This is a genomic window from Nocardioides sp., assembly GCF_036503465.1.
Taxonomy (GTDB): domain Bacteria; phylum Actinomycetota; class Actinomycetes; order Propionibacteriales; family Nocardioidaceae; genus Nocardioides.
In genome coordinates this window covers 48,362-66,002 of sequence record NZ_DASXWU010000046.1, presented here as the reverse complement: position 1 = coordinate 66,002, position 17,641 = coordinate 48,362, and the positions used below count along the sequence as shown (strand labels likewise).

Sequence of the window (17,641 nt, the reverse complement as noted above, 5' to 3'; positions counted from 1 at the left end):
AATGGGTCACGCAGCGCGCGTCAGCGCGGAGTCCCAGGCGGCACGCAGCAGGCTTCTTGCCCGTTCACGGTCCAGAGGTGAGCGCGCCGCGCAGACGGCGCCGCGCAAGCCGTCGAGCAGTGCCACCAGTGTGTCCTCGCTGTCCACCGACAACCGGCCCTCGTGCAGCACAGCGAGAGCCTCACGCTCGCTCCCGCGCAGCTCCTCGACGGTCTCGGCGAGATATCCGCCGCTCCGCGCGAGCTCGCACCACGCCACCCACGCCCGTGTGAGCCGGAGCGTCTCCCCATCAGTGGGGAGGAACGCCTCGACGCCGACCCACAACGAGTCCGACTGGGCGGCTCCGATGAGAGCCCGCCCGGTGCGGTGTGCGGCGATGAGGAGCATCCGCTCCTTGGACTCGAAGTGCTGCATCAGCGAACCCGTGCTGATCCCGCTCTGCCGGGCGATCTCGCGCATCGTCAGGCCGGGGATCCCGCGGGCCACCACCACCCGGTTGACCCCGGTCACCATGTCTGCGACCCGCTGGTCCGTGTCGATGAATCTGGGCACGGCCCCATCCGACCAGGATTCGCCGGCCAGCGTCGCACACTCTCCACAGGCTTCCCCGACCCCCCTTCCCGTGCCTAGTACGAACGTCCGTACTACGCGCACCTCCCCCCACTGGAGAACCCGATGAGCCTGATCGACGTACACGACCTCGGGCGCACCTTCGTCGTCCGCAAGCGGGCAGGCAGGATGACGCGCACGCGTAGCGAGGTGCACGCCGTCCACGACCTGACGTTCGCGGTCGAGGCCGGCGAGATGGTCGGCTACATCGGCCCGAACGGGGCCGGGAAGTCGACCACGATCAAGATGCTCACCGGCATCCTGGTGCCGTCGTCGGGACACCTCCGGGTCGCCGGGCTCGTGCCGAGCCGGCAGCGCACCGACCTCGCTCGCCGGATCGGGGTCGTCTTCGGGCAGCGCACCACCCTGTGGTGGGACCTGCCGCTGCGGGACAGCTTCGAGCTGCTGCAGAAGATCTACCGGGTGGAGCCGGCGCGGCACCGCCGCAACCTCGAGGAGTACGTCGACCTCCTCGACCTCGGCGACCTGCTCGACACCCCGGTGCGACAGCTCAGCCTCGGCCAGCGGATGCGCGGGGACATCACCGCCGCGCTGCTCCACGACCCCGAGATCCTGTACCTCGACGAGCCGACGATCGGGCTGGACGTGGTCAGCAAGGGCAGGCTGCGCGAGTTCCTGCGCACGCTGAACGCCGAGCGCGGCACTACCCTGATGCTGACCACCCACGACCTGCAGGACATCGAGGCGCTCTGCGACCGGGTGATCGTGATCGACCACGGCACCGCGGTGTTCGACGGACCGCTGGCCGACCTGCACCGCCGCGGCGAGTCGCGTCGCACGCTCGTGGTCGACCTGGTCGACGAGGCGCCGGCCATCTCGGTGCCGGGCGCGGAGACTCATCGGGTGGAGGGGCCGCGGCAGTGGCTGAGCTTCCCCGCGGATGCCAGCGCGGCCCCGATCGTGGCCGCGGTCGCCGCGTCGTACGACGTCGCCGACCTGTCCATCCAGGAGCCGGTCATCGAGGACGTGATCCGCGAGATCTACGCCGGCGTCTGATCGACCAGCCGACTGAAGAGGTCGACGTACTGCTCGAGGTGGCGGTCGCCGAGGAACTCCTCCAGCACCCGCTCGCGTCCGGCGGCGCCCAGCCGGTCGGCGAGGGCTGGGTCGACGAGGAGTCTGCCCAGCGTGGCGGCGAACGCCTGGGGGTCGGTCGGGTCGTCCAGGAGGAGACCGTCGCGTCCGTCGACGATCTGGTCCTGGATGCCACCGACCCGGCTCGCGACCACCGGGCGCTCCTTCCACATCGCCTCGGTGACCGTCAGTCCGAACCCCTCCATCAGGCTCTTCTGCACGACCGCGTACGCATGCCGCTGCACGGCGTTCACGATGATCGCGTTCTCGTCGAGGTCGTCCATCGGGATCGAGGCCAGATGCACACGGTCGCGGATCGGGTCCGGCAGCTGCCGCCACTGCGCGCGGCAGGCCTCCAGCACCTCGGCGCCCTCCGGGTCGTCGGTGACCCCGGTGACCGACGGCCCGGCGAGCAGGAGGTGCGCCCCGTCGTGCGTCCCGTCCGCCACCAGCTCGGCGAAGCCGTCCATGACCCCGGCCATGTCCTTCAACCGGTCCCAGCGGCTGACCTGGACCACCAGCCGGGCGTCGTGCGGTGGCGGCGGTCCGTCGAGCACCAGGCCGCCGCTCTCGCGGTGGGTGCGCACCCAGCCGTCCGTGCCGTCGCGCCGCTTGAACCGCACCGAATCCGCGGGACCCTCGTCGGCCACCAACCCCACGCCGGCGAGCACGCTCCTCACCTCGGAGGCCGTCAGCTCGACGTTCTTGTTCGAGAAAGGGTCGATCGACGGCGGAATCACCACCAAGCGAGCACCGTCGACCCAGGAAGGTGCGTACACGCGCCGCGAGAACACGAAGGCGTCGGCCCCCTCGACGTAGCCACGCAGGAATCCCCACCCCTCGTCGCTGCGGTCGTTGGAGTCGTCGCTGCCGATGTGGCAGCGCCACACGACATGGACCCCCGCATCGCGGAGACCGTGGCACAGACCCGCGGGCTGCGGGTCGTGGAGCACCACGACGTCACCGGCGGAGACGCGCGAGACCAGCTCGCGGAGGTTGTCGGTGAGCACCCGCCGGTAGTGGTGGTGCTCCGCGTCGCCGAGGGGGCCGCCGTCCCCCGCCTCGCCGTGGATCCGGTTGTGCACGCGCTTGGTGATGTCGAAGAACTCGGGGTCGCCGTCGAGCACGAGCCAGCGGTTCTCGATCTTCGCGTCCCTCCCGTACGCGAGGAGCACCTTGAGCATCTCCGCCACGCCACCGCCGTGGGCCGTGGCGTTAACGTGCCAGACGACGTGGTCGCCCAACCTGTCGCGTGCTCGTGCAGCACTCGCCGCCATGCGTTCGGCCCGCTCCGGGCTGAGGATCCCTGCGAGCCGGTCGAGCGGGACGGTGCCGACCTCGACTTCCTGCATGAGCCTTCCTCCCTGACCATGCCCGCACGCGACATCCGGGCCCGCCAGGTCCTTACCCCGATCCGGGGTGGAGTACCGCGCCTGCGGGCATCGAAGACCGAGTCGCACTCAGCGGAGCGGGGCACTCATCGGAGCGTGGCACTCAGCGGATCGGGGCGCCCAGGGTGAGCCGGGCGCTGTGCCTGTCCCCCGCCAGGTCGATCCCGAACGACGACGCGTCCAGGTCGTCCTGACGGACCGGGCGGTCGGTGCGGATCAGCGCGAGGCCCACGCCGGCGCCGACGGTGGCGCCGTACGCCGCGCTGGTGACGTAGCCGACGGGCTCACCGTCGCGCAGCACGAGCTCACCGCCCCAGACCATCGGGCCGGCGTCGTCCAGCACGAACGAGACGAGCCGGCGCCGCTCCGTCCCGGAGTCGCGGAGGCGGTTGCGGTGCTCCGCGAGGGCCTCGCGGCCGAGGAAGTCCTTTCCCGGCTCGCCCTCCGACCCGGGCTTGCCGAGGCTGGTGGCGAACACCAGGCCCGCCTCGACCGGGGTGAGGTCCGGGTTCAGGTCCCGCGGAAATGCGCGGTACCCCTTCTCCAGCCGGAGTGCCTCGATCGCGTAGTAGCCGGCATCGGCGGGCGGTCGCCCGCCCTCATGCCCCCCACCGGACGCCAGTACGTCGTACACCGCCGGGGCGTCCTGCGCCGCGATCGTCAGCTCCCAGCCCAGCTCGCCGACGTAGGTCATCCGGGTCGCCCGGACCCGCCGCCCGGCGACCTCCACGACCTGGCTGGTCGCGAACGGGAACGACTCGTCCGACCAGTCGGCCCCGCCGGTCGACATTCCGGTGAGGAGATCCCGCGACCGGGGCCCCATCACCCCGAGCACCACGTGGTCCTCGGTGACGTCGCGGACCTGGGTCCCCGGCTGCGCGTGGCGGCACAGCCAGTCCACGTCACGGACGGTGGTGGCGGAGCTGGACACGATCCAGAACTCCTCGTTGCCCGTGCGGGTCACGGTGACATCCGCCTCGTACGTGCCGCGGGTGTTCAGCCAGGGTGTGTAGACGGTGCCGCCGACCGGCACGTCCACCTCCGCGGCACACACCCACTGCAGGGTGGTCAGCGCGTCCGCCCCGGACACGACGTACTTCGAGAACGACGTCTGGTCGAAGAGCGCGACGTCGGTGCGGCACGCCTGCTGCTCGCGCAGGCAGTGGTCGAGCCAGCCGGGCCTGCCCCAGGTGTCGGTCCGGCGATGCGACGTGAAGACGTTGGGCCGCTCCCAGCCCATCTTCGTGCCGAACCACGCCCCGCGCTCGGCCAACCGCTCGTGGAGCGGTGAGGTGCGCTGCGGCCGGGCGGTCTCGGGCTCCCGCAGCGGCCACGGCACCTCGTAGTGCAGGCCCAGGATCTCCGCGACCCGGGAGCGCAGCCACGTCTCGTCGCCGTGGAACGGCGCGAACCGGCGTACGTCGACCGCCACCAGGTCGCTGGTCGGCTCGCCCTCGACGACCCATTCCGCGAGGGCACGCCCGGCGCCGCCCGCTGAGGCGATGCCGACCGAGTTGAAGCCGGCGCCGACGAAGTACCCGAGCAGGCCGGGCGCCTGGCCGAGCAGGAACTGGTTGTCGGGCGTGAAGGACTCCGGACCGTTGTAGAACTTCCGGACGCCGGTCTCGGCGAGCGCCGGGATCCGGACGATCGCCTGCTCCATCAGGATCGAGAAGTGCTCCCAGTCCTCCTCGAGCAGCTGGAACTCGAACGGGTGGGGAAGGTCGGACGGGGCACGCCACGGCTTGGCGTTCGGCTCGAACCCGCCCACGACCAGGCCGCCGACCTCCTCCTTGAAGTAGGTCCAGCCGTCCGGGTCGCGCATGATCGGCAGGTCCGGGTGAGTGCCCTCGACGCGCTCGGTGACGACGTAGAAGTGCTCGGCTGAGTGCAGCGGCACGGTGACGCCGGCCAGGTCGCCGAGCGCCTTGGCCCACTGGCCGGCGCAGTTCACGACCACTTCGCACTCGACGCGCTGCTCACCACCCGCACCGCCGGCACCGTCCGTCCGGACCCCGGTCACGCGGCGACCGGCGGGACCGTCCGCCACGTCGAACCCGGTGACCCGGACCCCCTCGACGACGCGGGCGCCCCCCTGCCGCGCCCCGCGGGCCAGCGACTGGGTGAGGTCAGCGGGGTTGACCTTGCCGTCCCCCGGCAGCCAGATCGCGCCGAGCAGGTCGTCGACCTGCATCGGCGGCCACAGCTCCTGCGCCCGGCCCGGGCTGACCAGCTCGCAGTCGAGGTCGTAGGCGACGGCGTTGGCGGCGGTACGCCGGAGCTGGGTCATCCGGTCCTCGGTCCGTGCGACGATCACGCCGCCGACGTTGCGGTACCCGGTCGACAGGCCGGTCTCCGCCTCGAGGGCTGCGTAGAGCTCCGCCGAGTACTGCACCAGCCGGGTGCCCGCCTCGGTCGCACGCAGGGGGCCGACCAGCCCGGCCGCGTGCCACGTCGTACCGCCCGACAGCCGGCCCTGCTCGAGCAGCAGGACGTCGGTTCGGCCGAGCTTGGTCAGGTGGTAGGCGACCGAGCAGCCGATCACTCCCCCGCCGACGACCACGACCTGCGCGCGGGAGGGGAGGTCAACCACCGGAGGCCACCTGCTCCAGGAGTCTCGGCAGCCCGCCGCCGCGGAACGTCGCCGCCGCCTTCTCGTACCGCTCCATCCCCCAGGCGTGGAAGTCGAAGTCGATCGAGCTGGTCGCCTCCTGGATGAAGCCCCACAGCGACCACCCGTACTCGCTGCACAGCGCCTGCACGCGTACGCGCGCCCGGTCGGCCGGGGTGGGGTCGCCGAAGTACGCCTCGCACCACGCGTCGACCTGGTCCTCGGAGAAGTTGCACTCCGTCGTCGTGTTGCCGAGCTCGAAGCAGGCGTCGTTGTTCCCGGAGTACTCGTAGTCGATCAGCCACACCTGGCCTTCACCGTTCCAGGTGGCGTCGTCGATGAAGTTCGCGGCCAGCAGGTCGTTGTTGCACGGCACCGTCGGCCGCGGCGCGGCGGCGAGGGCACGGCGTACGTCCTCCCAGGCGGTGGCATGGTCGGCGTACCCGGAGGGCAGCCTGATCCCCTTCTCGCGCACCACCTCGAGGTATCCGGCCTGGCGCGCGAACATGTCGAAGTCGCCGGTGAAGCGCGGGCCCCTGTGGAGCCGGCGTACGGCGTCGGCGGCTCTCCGCATCACGGCGGGGTCGGCGAAGTCCCTGTCGACCAGCGCGGTCCCGGGCAGGAAGCCGATCACCAGCATCGACAGGTCGGGGCGGTATTCGACCACCTCGGCTCCGACCCCCGCCCGGTACGCCGCCACCGTGTTGGCGTGCTCGGCGTCCCGGTCGATGCCCAGCAGCGTCACGTCGGCATGACCCCACCGGACGACGAGGTCTCGTCGCCCGAGGTCGTCGTCGACCTGCACCCGGAAGTTGGTGTTGGTCAGTCCGCCCGGCAGCGCGGACACACGCCAGGACCGCCCCGCCAGACAGGCCAGCCTGTCCAGCCCGGGGCGGTCCGGGACGGTGTGCTCGTCCGTGTGCTCGTCGGTCACTCCCTCGGGTGGCGGCTCAGTCTGCCGTCAGCTTGTCGTCGAAGGCCGCGAGCACAGCCTCGTCGATCGTGTGCTTCGGCCCGGTGAACCAGTGCTTGGCCGAGGTCGACCACCAGATGAACAGCAGGAGGAGCGCCCCCAGCGTGACGATGGGTGCGTAGTTGACGAACTTCCACGCGAAGCCGTCGTGGAAGGGCACGGCACCCGGCACGAAGGGAAGCATCAGGTAGATGGACACGATGATGATCTCGGCGACCGCGATCGGGTTCATCCACTTGTACTTGCTGCCGTTGTTCCAGGAGCCGACGTCGAAGTTCTCGCCGTGCCGGAACCTGAGCCAGATCGGGATGGCGAACGCGAGGTAGAGCCCGATCACCGCGATCGAGGTGACGGCGTAGAACGCCACCGGCACGATCAGGGGCGAGTCCGCCGTCCCGATGTTGACCTTGATCAAGGCCGGCAGCGTGACGATCGCCGCCACGACCCCGACCAGCATCACCGCGTTCGCCGGCACCCGGCTGGGGGTGAGGGCGGACCAGCGCTTCGAGCCCGGGATCGCCCCGTCCCGGCTGAACGCGAAGGTCATCCGCGACGCGGAGGTCATGCACGACGTGGCACAGAAGAACTGGGCGGACGCGGAGATGAAGAGTACGAAACCGCCCCAGTTCGTGCCCATGGCCTGGGTGAAGATGTAGGCGACTCCGCCGGCGCCGACGCCCGCGTCGTCCGGCTGCCCGTTCGAGGCGTTCGGGATCGCGAAGGTCACGGCGAGCAGGAGGATGTAGCCGCCCAGCGCCGAGTAGAAGATCGAGCGCCAGATCCCCTTGGCTGCGGCCTTGGCGGCCGAGGAGGTCTCCTCGGAGAGGTGCGCGGACGCGTCGAACCCGGTGATCGTGTACTGCGTCAGCAGGAAGCCGAAGGGAATGATCGCGAACCAGAAGCCGAAGCTGGACGTTCCGCCGTTGAACCCCGAGTTGTTGAACCGATGGGAGAACACGTAGCTGAACGACTGGTGCTGGTCGGGCACCAGCACCAGGATCAGCACGATCGCGCTGGCGCCCACCACGTGCCACCACACCGACACGTTGTTCATCAGGGCCATCAGGTGACCGCTGAAGATGTTCAGCAGACCGGCCAGGAACAGCACGATCAGGAACGTGATGAAGACGCGCGTGAGCGAGTAGCTGCTCTCGTACGACGACGACCAGGTGCTGATCGTCAGGTCGATGAACGTCGCGCAGCCGTACGCCACGCCGGCCGTCACCGCGACCAGCCCGATCAGGTTCAGCCAGCCGGTGAAGAACCCGGCCTTGGGGCCGCCGAGCTTGGAGGCCCACCAGTAGATGCCACCCGAGGTCGGGTACGCCGAGACGAGCTCACTCATCGTGAAGCCGATGATCAGGATGAAGACGCTGAGGATCGGCCACGACCACGAGATCGAGATCGGCCCGCCGTTGTTGAAGCCGGCGCCGTAGTTGGTGAAGCAGCCGGCGAGGATCGAGATGATCGAGAACGAGATCGCGAAGTTGGAGAAACCGGACCACGAGCGGTGCAGGTCCTGGCGGTACCCGAGCTTGGCCAGATGCGCCTCGTCGTCGCTGAGTCCGGTGGCTGGCCCGGGGGCTGCCTCGAACGCTTCGGCCATGAGTTGTCCCTTTCGGAAGCTGAACCGGTTGGGCGGGAGGCTAGACCCGCGCGGAATCGGTCGTAAAGAGTGAGACCGAAATTCGGTATGAAGCCAGACCATTGACAGTTGCCCTACGCTGACCGGCGTGACCGCGGAGCAGCTGCCCGACCTGGCGCACGTCGTGCTGCGACCGGTGCGCGGTCACGCCTTCGAGTCGTGCGTCGAACAGCTCGCCACCGCGATCCGGCTCGGGGTCTACCCCCTGGGCAGCACGCTGCCCTCCGAGCGAGATCTCGCGGACCGGATGAACGTGTCCCGGGCCACCTTGCGCGAGGCGATGGCCGCGCTCCGGGCAGCCGACCTCGTCGAGACGCGGCGGGGGCGGGGAGGCGGGACGGTGGTGACGATGAAGCCGCAGACGCCGTCCGCGCGCCGGGCCGCCCGCACGACACCCGAGCAGCGCGCCGCCTGGCTCGACGCCCTCGAGTTCCGTCGCGTCGTCGAGCCCGGCGCGGCCTACCAGGCCGCGTCGAGCGAGCTCGGGCCCCAGGCGCGAAGCCGGCTGGAGGCGGCGCACGATGCGGTCGCGAAGGCGAGTAGCCGCGCACGCCACCGCCAGGCCGACTCGCGGCTGCACCTGACCCTCGCGGCGATCACCGGCTCGCCACGGATGGTGGAGGCGGTGACCTCGGTCCAGGTCAGCCTCCACGAGATGCTCAGCGCCATCCCCGTCATGAGGACCAACATCGCGCACTCCGACGCCCAGCACGCGACGCTCGTCCGCGCCGTCCTGGAGGGGAAGGCCGAGAAGGCGCGCCGGACCATGGAAGAACACTGCGACGACACGGCCGCGCTGCTGCGCGGCCTGCTCGGCTGAAGCACCACAGACAGGGGGAGACCCGATGCCACCCAACGACCGTTACCTGACCCTCGAGGCGCTGCGCAAGCGGATCGAGAACGGCGAGATCGACACCGTGATCCTGGCGTTCACCGACATGCAGGGGCGCCTCCAGGGCAAGCGACTGCACGGCCAGTACTTCCTCGACGTGGTCGTCGAGCACGGCACCGAGGGCTGCAACTACCTGCTCGCGGTCGACATCGACATGAACACCGTCGACGGCTATGCGATCTCCTCGTGGGATCGGGGGTACGGCGACATGGAGTTCGTCCCCGACTGGGACACGATCCGGTTGCTCCCCCACCTGCCCGCGACGGCCCTGGTGCAGTGCGACCTGGTCTGGCTCGACCACACGCCCGTCGTGCAGTCGCCGCGGTCGATCCTCAAGGCGCAGCTCGACGCACTGGCGCAGCGCGACCTGGTCGCCCTGGCCGGTACCGAGCTGGAGTTCATCGCGTTCAACACGTCGTACGAGGACGCGGGTCGGCTGCGCTACCGCGGGCTCGAGCCGGTCAACCAGTACAACGTCGACTACTCGATCCTCGGCACCACCCGCGCGGAGCCGCTGCTGCGCGACATCCGCAACACCATGTACGCCGCCGGGCTCGATGTCGAGGGCGCCAAGGGCGAGTGCAACTTCGGGCAGCACGAGATCGGCTTCCTGTACGCCGACGCGCTGGTCACCGCGGACAACCACAGCGTCTACAAGACGGTGGCCAAGGAGATCGCCGCCTCGCGCGGCCAGGCCATCACGTTCATGGCCAAGTACAACGAGCGCGAGGGCAGCTCGTGCCACATCCACCTCTCGCTGCGCCGTAAGGAGGGGGGCGGCAAGGACGGCGACGTCGTCTTCTGGGACGACGCACGGTCCGACGGTGGAGCGCGCTCGCCGATGTACGACAGCTTCGTGGCGGGCGTGCTCGCCACGATGCGGGACTTCACGCTGATGTACGCGCCGAACGTCAACTCCTACAAGCGGTTCGCCGACGGCTCGTTCGCGCCCACAGCGATCGCGTGGGGCGAGGACAACCGCACGTGCGCCGTCCGGCTCGTCGGGCACGGCCCGAGCGCGCGGATGGAGAACCGCGTGCCGGGCGGCGACGTCAACCCCTACCTCGCGCTGGCCGCGATGCTCGCCGGCGGGCGGCACGGCATCGAGCAGGGTCTCGAGCTCGAGCCGGAGCTGAAGGGCAACGCCTACCACTCCGACAAGCCGCACGTGCCGCACACGCTGCGCGAGGCCCGCGACGCCTGGGCGTCCTCCGAGATCGCCCGTACGTCGTTCGGCGCCGAGGTCGTCGACCACTACACGAACATGGCCGACGTCGAGCTGAAGGCGTTCGACGCCGCCGTCACCGACTGGGAGCTCCAGCGCTCCTTCGAAAGGATGTAGATGCACCCCACGACGTTCTTCTCCTCCGCTCCGCTCCCCCGAACAACGCCGCGGGGACCCCGCGGGTCTCGGGGTTGATGTGTCCACCATGCTCATCAACCCAGCCACCGGCCGGGAGATCCGAGAGGTGCCGTCGGCGTCGGAGGCCGAGACCGACGCCGCGATCGAGCGGGCGCACGAGGCGTTCCCGGCCTGGCGGGACCTCGCGCCCGGCGAGCGAGCCCGGCTCCTGCGGGACTTCGCGGCGATCGTCGACGCCCACAACGAGGAGCTGGCCCGGCTCGAGGTGGAGAACTCCGGGCACACGATCGGCAACGCCCGCTGGGAGGCCGGCAACGTCCGCGACGTCCTGAACTACTACTCCGCCGCGCCCGAACGGCTGGTCGGCAAGCAGATCCCGGTGCCGGGAGGGATCGACATCACCTTCCACGAGCCGCTGGGCGTCGTCGGGGTGATCGTGCCGTGGAACTTCCCGATGCCGATCGCGGGCTGGGGGTTCGCGCCGGCGCTGGCGGCCGGCAACACGGTCGTCCTCAAGCCCGCGGAGATCACGCCGCTGACGGCCATCCGGATCGGCGAGCTGGCACTCGAGGCCGGCATCCCACCAGGCGTCTTCACGGTGGTCCCGGGCAAGGGCTCGGTGGTCGGCAACCGCTTCGTGACCCATCCCCACGTGCACAAGGTCGTGTTCACCGGCTCGACCGAGGTCGGCCGGCAGATCATGGCCGGATGCGCCGAGCAGGTGAAGCACGTGACGCTCGAGCTCGGTGGCAAGAGCGCCAACATCGTCTTCGCGGACGCCGACGTCGCCGCAGCGGCAGCGGCGGCCCCGGGCGCGGTCTTCGACAACGCCGGCCAGGACTGCTGCGCCCGCTCGCGCATCCTCGTCCAGCGCTCGGCGTACGACGAGTTCCTCGGGCGGCTGGAGACGGCGGTCAAGGAGTGGCGGGTGATCGACCCGGCCGACGACGCCAGCCAGATGGGGCCGATGGTCTCGGCCGGACAGCGCGACTCGGTCCAGCGGTACGTCGACGGCACCACCGTCGCCTTCCAAGGCCCCGCCCCCGCAGGCGACGGCTACTGGCTGCCGGCCATGGTCACCGAGGTGAAGGACGTCGTGGAACCGGTGTGGCGCGAGGAGGTGTTCGGGCCTCTGGTCGCCGTGATGGCCTTCGCCGACGAGGACGAGGCGATCGCGCTGGCCAACGACTCCGACTACGGACTGTCCGGCTCGATCTACACCCGGGACCTCGGTCGCGCGTTGCGGGTGTCGCGGGGTGTGCAGACCGGCAACCTCAGCGTGAACAGCCACAGCAGCGTCCGCTACTGGACGCCGTTCGGGGGCTACAAGATGTCCGGCCTCGGCCGAGAGCTCGGCCCGGACGCGCCGTACGCGTTCACCGAGGAGAAGAACGTCTTCATCGCGACCTGATGGTGGTCGAGCAGAGTCGAGCGTTGTACTGAGCTTGTCGAAGTGACCACGAGCACCGAAGAGAGGAAAACGGAAGTGGCAGGACGCATCCAGGACCGGGTGGCGGTGGTCACCGGTGGCTGCTCGGGGATCGGGCTGGCGACGGTACGCCGGTTCGCCGAGGAGGGCGCGAAGGTCGTCATCGGCGACATCGACGACGATGCCGGGGTCAAGCTCGTCGCCGATCTCGGCGGCATCCAGCGGGCGGCGTACGTGCACGTGGACGTCACCGACAAGGGGCAGGTCGACGGCCTCTTCAGGACGGCCAAGGACACCTACGGGTCGGTCGACATCGCGTTCAACAACGCCGGCATCAGCCCGCCGGACGACGACTCGATCCTGGACACCGAGCTGGACGCCTGGCGACGGGTGCAGGAGGTCAACCTGACCTCGGTCTACCTGTGCTGCAAGGCCGCGATCCCGTACATGCTCGAGCAGAAGGGGGGCTCGATCATCAACACCGCGTCGTTCGTCGCGGTGATGGGTGCCGCCACGTCTCAGATCTCCTACTCCGCCTCGAAGGGCGGGGTGCTCAGCATGAGCCGCGAGCTCGGTGTGCAGTTCGCCCGCGAGGGGATCCGGGTCAACGCCCTCTGCCCCGGCCCGGTGAACACCCCGCTGCTCAAGGAGCTGTTCGCGAAGGACCCCGAGCGGGCCGCGCGGAGGCTGGTACACGTGCCGATGGGCCGGTTCGGCGAGCCGGAGGAGATCGCCAGCGCGGTGCTCTTCCTGGCCTCGGACGACGCCTCGTTCATCACCGCCAACACGTTCCTGGTCGACGGCGGCATCAGTGGTGCCTACGTCACGCCGCTCTGAGTCCGTGTCCGGCGAGCGCCCGGTCATCGGGCTGTCGACGTACCGCGAACGCGCGCACTGGGGCGTGTGGGACACCACCGCGGACCTGCTGCATTCCCAGTACGCCGACGCGGTGCTCGCCGCGGGCGGCATCCCGGTGCTCCTGCCTCCGGCGTCGGGCTCCGACGAGGCCGCGCAGGAGGTGGTGGCGCGACTCGACGGCCTGGTCGTGACCGGAGGTGCCGACGTCAGTCCGGCGCGCTACCGGCGGGAGCCGGAGCCGCACACCGTTGCCTGGCGGGACGACCGCGACGCCTGGGAGACGGCCTTGCTCCGGGCCGCGGAGCGAGCTGCGCTGCCGACGTTGGGGGTCTGCCGGGGGATGCAGCTGATGGCCGTGGCCGCCGGCGGGTCACTGCACCAGCACACCCCCGACCTGGTCGGTCACGAGGAACACAACCCGGGTGGGGACACGTTCGGCGACACCCGGGTCACCACGGCGGACGGCTCCCGGCTGCGCGCGCTCGTCGGCGAGGCCGTCCACGTGGGCTGCCACCACCACCAGTCGGTCGAGTCCCACCCCGGCTTCACGGGCACCGCCTGGGCGGAGGACGGCTCGCTGGAGGCGATGGAGCTTCCCGGTGAGCGGTTCTGCCTGGCCGTGCAGTGGCACCCGGAGGTCCGGGACGACGCCCGGCTGTTCGAGGCGCTCGTCACGGCTGCCGCCGACCACGCGGAGCATCCCGTCGGCACCGCCTGATACGCATGACCGTGTGAGCACAGACATCCGCGACGACCGGGTGACGGTCCGCCGGATGCTGGCGCTGGCGACCTCGGCGTTCCTGGTGCTGGCCGCCGAGCCGCTGTACCTGCTGGTCGACACGGCGGTGGTCGGGCACCTGGGTGCCCATGCGCTCGGGGCGCTGGCGATCGGCACCACGCTGATGGCCCTGCTCGCGATCGTCGGGACGTTCGTGGAGTACGGCACGACGTCCCGGGCCGCCCGGTGGTTCGGCAGCGACCGCCGCGACCGAGCGGTCGGCGAGGGCGTGCAGGCGTCGTACCTCGCGGTCGTCATCGGCCTGGCCGTGGTCGCCGTCGGGCAGGTCCTTGCCGGACCCCTCGTGCACCTGCTGACCGGTGGGTCGACCGAGCTTCGGGACCCGGCCGAGCACTGGTTCCGGATCGCGCTGTGCGGGATGCCGATGGTGCTGCTCGTGCTGGCCGGCAACGGCTGGATGCGCGGCGTCCAGCTCACCCGCGCGCCGGTCGTGATCGTGCTGGTCGCGAACGGGCTCTCGGCTGCGGCCTCTCCCTTGCTGGTCTACACGTTCGGCATGGGCCTGGTCGGCTCCGCGTGGGCGAACCTCGGTGCCCAGGTCGTGGCCGCGGCGCTGTTCCTGCGGGCGCTGCGCCGTGAGGCCGCGAGTGTGAAGACGTCACTGGCGCCGCACGTCGAGGTGATGCGCGCTCAGCTCGTCCTCGGCCGCGACCTGATCGTGCGCGCCGCGGCGTTCCAGATCGCGTTCATGGTCGCCGCCGGGGTGGCCGCGCGGATGGGCGCCGCCCAGATCGCGGCGCACCAGATCGGGATGCAGCTGTGGGAGTTCACGGCGCTGCTGCTCGACTCGTTCGCGATCGCCGCGCAGTCGCTCGTCGGAGCCGCCCTCGGCGCCAGCGACGCGCGGGTCGCGCGGCAGCTCGCCCGGCAGGTGGCGCGCTGGAGCGCCGGTGCCGGCACCGCCTTCGGCGCGGCGTACGCCGCGGGCTGGTGGCTGATCCCGCGGCTCTTCACGTCCTCCCCCGCCGTCTGGCACCAGGCGCACGTGCTGTGGCCGTGGTTCGTGGTGATGCTGCCCGCGGCCGGGATCGTGTTCGGCCTCGACGGCGTGCTGATCGGCGCCGGCGACATCGCCTTCCTGCGGACGATCACGATCGTGGCGGCACTCGGCGGTTTCGTGCCGCTCACCCTGGCCGCCGCGCACTGGAGCTGGGGCATCGGCGGCGTCTGGGCCGGACTCACCGCGTTCATCGTGGTGCGGCTGGTCGGGATGGTGTGGCGTGCGCGGAGCGACCGCTGGGTGGTCCTCGGATCGGGCTGAGCCCGGATCCGGCCCCGGCGGTTGGCAGAATGCGCGCATGGCTGACGGGTCGGGGTCCACGGGCGTGCGCGACATCCTCGTGCCCGACGTGCTGGGAGCGCCGTACACCGCCGAGACCCTGGAGCTGCCCGACGACGACGAGGGCAAGGTCGTCGCGACCCTGGTCCGTCGGCCCGCCACGGAGGCCACGGATCGGGCGGTGCTGCACGTGCACGGGTTCGCCGACTACTTCTTCCAGACCGCGTACGCCGAGTGGTGGTGCGAGCGGGGCTATGACTTCTACGCCCTCGACCTGCGCAAGTACGGCCGGTCGATCCTCCCCCACCAGACGCCCAACTACGTGGCGGACCTGGCGCACTACCACCCCGAGCTCGACCTCGCGTGGGACCGGGTCACCGCGGACCATCCGCACGTCGTCCTGAGCGGGCACTCGACGGGCGGGCTGATCGTGCCGCTGTGGGCGGACGCCCGCCACAAGGAGGGCCGGGCCCTCGACGTGCGGGGCGTCGTCCTCAACGCACCGTGGCTCGACCTCCAGGGGACGGCGTGGGTGCGGCTCGGGCTGACTCCGGTCGTGCAGCAGGTCGCGAAGCGGCAGCCGATGCGGATCATCCCGCGCACCGTGACCGGGCTCTACGCCCGTTCTCTGCACCGCGACCACGAGGGCGAGTGGGACTTCGACCTGGGCTGGAAGCCGATCGCGTCGTGGCCGGCGTACGCCGGATGGCTGGCGGCGATCCGGCGCGGCCAGGCCACGTTGCACGGTGGACTCGCACTGGAGTTCCCGGCGCTCGTCCTCGCCAGCACCCGGTCCACCACACCCACCGAGCTCGGCGAGGACGTCCACTCCACCGACATCGTGCTCGACGTCGTGCAGATCCGCCGCTGGTCCTCCTCACTCGGCCACCACGTCACCTACGTCGGCATCGAGGGCGCCCGTCATGACGTGTTCCTGTCCCGCGAGCAACCCCGCACCCGCGCCTTCGCGGAGCTCGGCCGCTGGCTGACGGCGTACGTCGACGCCTGACGCGGTCCCGTGCCGCGTGCGGGTGCGCGTGGTCCTCGGGCGGCTGGGTACGGCCTGTGCGGGGCCTCGTAGCGCAGCCGCGCGGAAGGAGACATGGTGCCGCAGGCGACCGCGGAGTCACGTCGACCGATCCGAGTGGCCTTGTCGAACGACTACGAGATCGCCCTGCTGGGCCTCGCGCAGATGCTCGCCCGGTACCCGAGCAAGGTGCAGATCGTGGACCTCACGACCCTCGCCGCTGTGCCACACCGGGCCGACATCATCCTCTACGACACGTTCGGACGCCTGCCCGACAACGACATCAAGCTGCGCAAGATCGTCGAGTCCAACTCGGCGAAGGTCGTCGTCTACAGCTGGGAGGAGTACCCCGAGGAGGCTGCCCGCCGACACGGCGCGGTCGGCTACCTGCACAAGGGCCTCAGCGCCGACGAGCTCGTCGCCGCGGTCGTCGCCATCCACGAGGACCGCGAGCCGACCGCTGCGCCCCATACGGAGGAGCCCGACCTCACCTGGCCGGGCCAGCCGTTCGGCCTCACGCAGCGCGAGTCCGAGATGCTCACCTTCATCACCCGCGGACTGACCAACGACGAGATCGTCCGGCGCAGCTACCTCAGCATCAACACCGTGAAGAGCTACATCAGGAGCGCCTACCGCAAGATCGGCGTGCGCACCCGACCCCAGGCTGTCGCGTGGGGCTATCGGAACGGCTTCCAGTCCACGGACGACGTCGGGCTCTGACGCCACTCACGCACGTCCGTCCGATGCGCAGGCCGTCGTTCACACCGTCAGGGTGAGGTGCCGGCCCTGCCCGTACGACTCGAACCCCAGCCGGGTGAGGATCGGCTTGGACGTGTTGACGCGCGCGTGTACGAGCGCCAGTCCCGCGCCGTGGTCGTAGGCGACCTCGAGCCGTTTCCGGAGCGTCGCGCGGTAACCTCCTCGGCCACGCATCTCCGCGCGCACGCACCCGCCGTAGAGACGAGCGACACCGTCCGCGACCTGGCAGCCACCCGTCGCGAAGGGCGTGTCGTCCAGGTAGGCGACGACCCGGAAACCACCCTGCTCGTCCAACGGATTCCCGAGCGACCGGAGCTGCTCGGCACGGCGGTCATCGGAAGACGGGGCACCTCCCCACACCTGGGCCGCAACCTCCTCAGCGTCGTCCAGGCTCGCGGCATCGGAGACCAGCGACGCGCGCACGTCGTGTGGGACAGGAACGGCCGGAGGGCCGTCGGACATGTCGTAGGCCACGATGTCCGCCACGTCCGACACGACGGCGCCGCGCTCGACGAGGGTCTCCTCCATGGCATCAGGCTGGGTGGAGGGCGTGATCCACCACTCCGTGGTGCTGCGGCCGCGGCTTCGGGCGAGCTCACAGACAGCGCTCACCGTCCCGGCCGGGTCGGCAACCTTCGCGGGCATCACGTAGAAGCCCATGCGCGCCCACTCCGGATAGTCGATGACGACGACGCCATCGACTCTCAGCTCCTCCGCTCCGGGCGGGATCCACTGCCACGCGTGCGAGGCCTCGAGCACCTGGTCGCGCGTCCACATGGCGGCACCTTCCCATGCCCAGGGCGGGCGCGGAGCGCCGCTCCTCCAGGTACGCCGAGGGCAGCGCAAAGCCGACGTGCTCGGAGCACACGGACATGTCGAGGTGGTCGACCCTGCGGGCCTCGTACATGCGG

Annotated in this window: 15 protein-coding genes; 9 read left to right on the top strand and 6 right to left on the bottom strand. The window is 70.6% G+C overall.

What is annotated here, in order from left to right; all coding sequences use genetic code 11:
• Positions 1 to 6 precede the first annotated feature (6 nt).
• Positions 7 to 552 (bottom strand): TetR/AcrR family transcriptional regulator, encoded by a 546-nt coding sequence (locus tag VGK78_RS08115; protein ID WP_331527090.1) that lies wholly within the window; start codon positions 550 to 552, stop codon positions 7 to 9.
• 123 nt (positions 553 to 675) lie between these two features.
• Between VGK78_RS08115 and VGK78_RS08110 the strand changes: the two genes are divergently transcribed.
• Positions 676 to 1,626, top strand: a complete 951-nt coding sequence (locus VGK78_RS08110) for an ABC transporter ATP-binding protein (protein ID WP_331527089.1) — start codon at positions 676 to 678, stop codon at positions 1,624 to 1,626.
• On the opposite strand, the gene VGK78_RS08105 is transcribed toward VGK78_RS08110, so the two are convergent.
• From VGK78_RS08105 to VGK78_RS08090, 4 genes are all read right to left on the bottom strand, one after another.
• Positions 1,611 to 3,056 carry a glycosyltransferase gene (locus tag VGK78_RS08105; RefSeq protein WP_331527088.1) on the bottom strand — a complete coding sequence of 482 codons (1,446 nt, stop codon included), beginning with the start codon at positions 3,054 to 3,056 and terminating at the stop codon, positions 1,611 to 1,613. The two genes, VGK78_RS08110 and VGK78_RS08105, sit on opposite strands and share 16 nt — an antisense overlap.
• A gap of 142 nt (positions 3,057 to 3,198) precedes the next feature.
• Positions 3,199 to 5,688 (bottom strand): FAD-dependent oxidoreductase, encoded by a 2,490-nt coding sequence (locus tag VGK78_RS08100; protein ID WP_331527086.1) that lies wholly within the window; start codon positions 5,686 to 5,688, stop codon positions 3,199 to 3,201.
• On the bottom strand, positions 5,681 to 6,640 hold the full coding sequence (locus VGK78_RS08095) for an LPS biosynthesis choline kinase (protein ID WP_331527084.1): 960 nt from the start codon (positions 6,638 to 6,640) through the stop codon (positions 5,681 to 5,683). The genes VGK78_RS08100 and VGK78_RS08095 overlap by 8 nt, the downstream gene beginning before the upstream one ends.
• 16 nt (positions 6,641 to 6,656) lie before the next feature.
• Positions 6,657 to 8,285 (bottom strand): amino acid permease, encoded by a 1,629-nt coding sequence (locus VGK78_RS08090; protein ID WP_331527083.1) that lies wholly within the window; start codon positions 8,283 to 8,285, stop codon positions 6,657 to 6,659.
• A gap of 127 nt (positions 8,286 to 8,412) precedes the next feature.
• On the opposite strand from VGK78_RS08090, the gene VGK78_RS08085 reads away from it, so the two are divergent.
• The 8 genes from VGK78_RS08085 (at position 8,413) to VGK78_RS08050 (ending at position 16,691) form a co-directional block, all read left to right on the top strand.
• Positions 8,413 to 9,144, top strand: a complete 732-nt coding sequence (locus VGK78_RS08085; RefSeq protein ID WP_331527082.1) for a FadR/GntR family transcriptional regulator — start codon at positions 8,413 to 8,415, stop codon at positions 9,142 to 9,144.
• A gap of 25 nt (positions 9,145 to 9,169) precedes the next feature.
• Entirely contained in the window at positions 9,170 to 10,558 is a 1,389-nt protein-coding gene (locus VGK78_RS08080) for a glutamine synthetase family protein (RefSeq protein WP_331527080.1), read from the top strand.
• Positions 10,559 to 10,646: 88 nt separating this feature from the next.
• Positions 10,647 to 11,990, top strand: coding sequence for an aldehyde dehydrogenase family protein (locus VGK78_RS08075; protein WP_414690652.1), 1,344 nt, complete (start codon positions 10,647 to 10,649; stop codon positions 11,988 to 11,990).
• A gap of 75 nt (positions 11,991 to 12,065) precedes the next feature.
• Positions 12,066 to 12,845, top strand: coding sequence for a 3-oxoacyl-ACP reductase (locus VGK78_RS08070; protein ID WP_331527078.1), 780 nt, complete (start codon positions 12,066 to 12,068; stop codon positions 12,843 to 12,845).
• A gap of 4 nt (positions 12,846 to 12,849) precedes the next feature.
• The gene (locus VGK78_RS08065; protein WP_331527077.1) at positions 12,850 to 13,584 is read left to right on the top strand and encodes a gamma-glutamyl-gamma-aminobutyrate hydrolase family protein; all 735 of its coding nucleotides are present in this window, start codon (positions 12,850 to 12,852) and stop codon (positions 13,582 to 13,584) included.
• Positions 13,585 to 13,597: 13 nt separating this feature from the next.
• Positions 13,598 to 14,926 carry an MATE family efflux transporter gene (locus VGK78_RS08060; protein ID WP_331527076.1) on the top strand — a complete coding sequence of 443 codons (1,329 nt, stop codon included), beginning with the start codon at positions 13,598 to 13,600 and terminating at the stop codon, positions 14,924 to 14,926.
• A gap of 37 nt (positions 14,927 to 14,963) precedes the next feature.
• Positions 14,964 to 15,953 (top strand): alpha/beta hydrolase, encoded by a 990-nt coding sequence (locus VGK78_RS08055; protein ID WP_331527075.1) that lies wholly within the window; start codon positions 14,964 to 14,966, stop codon positions 15,951 to 15,953.
• 96 nt (positions 15,954 to 16,049) lie between these two features.
• Positions 16,050 to 16,691 carry a response regulator transcription factor gene (locus VGK78_RS08050; protein ID WP_331527074.1) on the top strand — a complete coding sequence of 214 codons (642 nt, stop codon included), beginning with the start codon at positions 16,050 to 16,052 and terminating at the stop codon, positions 16,689 to 16,691.
• A gap of 39 nt (positions 16,692 to 16,730) precedes the next feature.
• Here VGK78_RS08050 and VGK78_RS08045 read toward each other — a convergent pair whose 3' ends face one another.
• Complete coding sequence (locus VGK78_RS08045) at positions 16,731 to 17,507, bottom strand: hypothetical protein (protein ID WP_331527073.1); 777 nt, start codon at positions 17,505 to 17,507, stop codon at positions 16,731 to 16,733.
• Between the last annotated feature and the right edge of the window lie 134 nt (positions 17,508 to 17,641).